We start from the raw sequence: 1,888 nt of genomic DNA, 5'->3' as shown, positions 1-1,888 counted from the left end.
GAATACCGCTGCACGGCCGCGCCGGCGTCGCCGAACGAATCGGCCGCGCGGAACCACCGGGGCGGGGCGCCGGCCAGGAAGTCCTCGAACCCTTCGGCGGTCTCGCCACGCCAGCCGCCGGCATCGATCGTCTTGAAGCCCTGGCCTGCGCGCTCGAACGCCGCGCCCAGGGTGGTCAGATGTTCCGCAACGGACGCCATCTGCCCCGGGTCGCCGGGGATCACATCGCCTTCGACCAAGCCGAGTGCTTCGCCGACCGCGTGCGCACCATCGCTGATGGCCTGGCCGGCCTCGGCGAGGTCCTGGCCGAGGCCGCTGCTGTTGGTCACCATCAGGCGCCGCCACCGGTGCGGCCGTCGATCTCCAGACCGGTCACGCCTTCGGTCTGCCGCACCACGTTCTCGCCGGCCTGCACAGCGGACTCGGCCGAATAGTCGGGCGCGAGTTCGCCCCACAGCTGCTCGGCGTTCTTGTCGTCCCAGGCGGTGGCGTCTTCGAGCGGGTTGCCCGCGGCGATGTGCGCCACCCGCTTGATCGCGGTGGCCGCGGCGTCCTCCGCTTTCTCATAGGTGGAGCGGGTATCCCGCAAGGCGTCGGCCGCGTCATGACCGTCCTCGACGAGGAACTTCACGCCCCACTCCCAACGGTCTACAAAGGACACGAGGGCGGCGGCGAGTTCGCCGTGGCCGACGGATTCCGCGCTCAGGTCCTCCGATATGAGGAAATCCATCAGGCCGCGCCCATCGGCGCCGCCGTCGGCTTCGCCCGCGATCCCGCCGCCTGCCATCTCGTTGAGCTCGGCTACCGCGTCGCGGACACCTTTTTCCGCCTGGCCCAGGGCTTCCAGGTCCACGCCGAAACCGTTGCCGGGTGCGTTCACGGAGCCTCCCCGTCGGCGGATGGGAGCGGATGGGTGCGCGGCGATCGGTGGGGACCGTAGCCGATGCCGCACCCGGTGCGGCGCCGATTGGAGATCATTCGTCGGTTTCCGGCCGGTCGACGGCCAGCGCCGGTGCCACGATCCCGGTCACCGGCGGCAAGGCCAGTGCACGCTCCGTGCCGGGATCGAGGAGCAGCCCCGTTCCGGCCGGAAACTCCGGCAGGCAAGTGTCCAGCAACTCGGTGCCGGAGATCAGCCCGTAACGTGCGGTCTCGGCACCACGGCCGCAGTACTGCAACCACCCGGCGAAGCTCTCGAGCGTGCTGCAAACCGGAATCCACGACAGCCCGTCGCGGGTGATCGCCGTGACCGCGGGCCCGCCGGAGTCGTCGGTGTACTCCACCACCAGCTCTGCGGCGCGGAAAACATCCAGCACCGCGTCCATCCGGCCGATTCCTTGGAAGAATCGGGTCAGTGCGGTGATCAGGTCGGATGCCGGTTCGTCGGCCGTGGCAGGAGTGGCGGGCGAGGGCTGCTGTTCCAACGTTCCCGAGAAACTCAGCACCCGGGACTCGGCGGCCATCATCGGCCCCGGCGCAGCGAGAGCCACGGTCGGCGCGCAGCGCGGCGCTGCCGGTAGCGGTTTCTGGGCTCGGTGTTCGCGAGGTTGTCGTTAGGGCCTTCGAGGTCTCCGGCCAAGGCCGCCAGCGTCGTCGGATCGATGCGGACGTTCACGCGAGATCCTCCCCTGATTTTTGCATGTGGATCAGGACGGACGGTATCGAACACCGACGCGGAGCGGGGAGCGTAGAAGTACGCATCACGTGGGCGGCCGAGCAGGTGGCGCCGCGCACTCGACGTGCCGCACTCGGCGCGGGTGGCTGGGTGCCACCCGCGCTGCGTGGTCCAGGAGAACTGTTCGGGCTGGCTACTTCGGGTCGTAGCGGCCGTTCTTCACAGCGTTGAGGAATTCAGGGATGTGCACGTTCAGCGTGGGTCCGTTCGGAT

At 69.2% G+C, this 1,888-nt stretch carries 4 protein-coding genes; all 4 read right to left on the bottom strand.

Translation table 11 applies throughout. From position 1 onward, the window contains the following. Positions 1 to 332 (bottom strand): putative T7SS-secreted protein (locus IJH84_RS18555; protein WP_367269049.1); only part of this gene is annotated, 332 nt, incomplete at its 3' end. Next, positions 332 to 880: a hypothetical protein gene (locus IJH84_RS18550; RefSeq protein WP_295146745.1), complete on the bottom strand. Its 549-nt coding sequence runs from the start codon at positions 878 to 880 to the stop codon at positions 332 to 334. The genes IJH84_RS18555 and IJH84_RS18550, both read right to left, overlap by 1 nt. 94 nt (positions 881 to 974) lie before the next feature. Further along, on the bottom strand, positions 975 to 1,490 hold the full coding sequence (locus IJH84_RS18545; RefSeq protein WP_295146743.1) for a hypothetical protein: 516 nt from the start codon (positions 1,488 to 1,490) through the stop codon (positions 975 to 977). Further along, the gene (locus IJH84_RS18540; RefSeq protein WP_295146741.1) at positions 1,463 to 1,615 is read right to left on the bottom strand and encodes a hypothetical protein; all 153 of its coding nucleotides are present in this window, start codon (positions 1,613 to 1,615) and stop codon (positions 1,463 to 1,465) included. The genes IJH84_RS18545 and IJH84_RS18540 overlap by 28 nt, the downstream gene beginning before the upstream one ends. Between the last annotated feature and the right edge of the window lie 273 nt (positions 1,616 to 1,888).

This window comes from Saccharopolyspora sp., assembly GCF_017434145.1.
Lineage (GTDB): Bacteria > Actinomycetota > Actinomycetes > Mycobacteriales > Pseudonocardiaceae > Saccharopolyspora_C > Saccharopolyspora_C galaxeae.
Note: the sequence above shows the minus strand (reverse complement) of the source record. Positions and strands in the feature narration are given on the sequence as shown.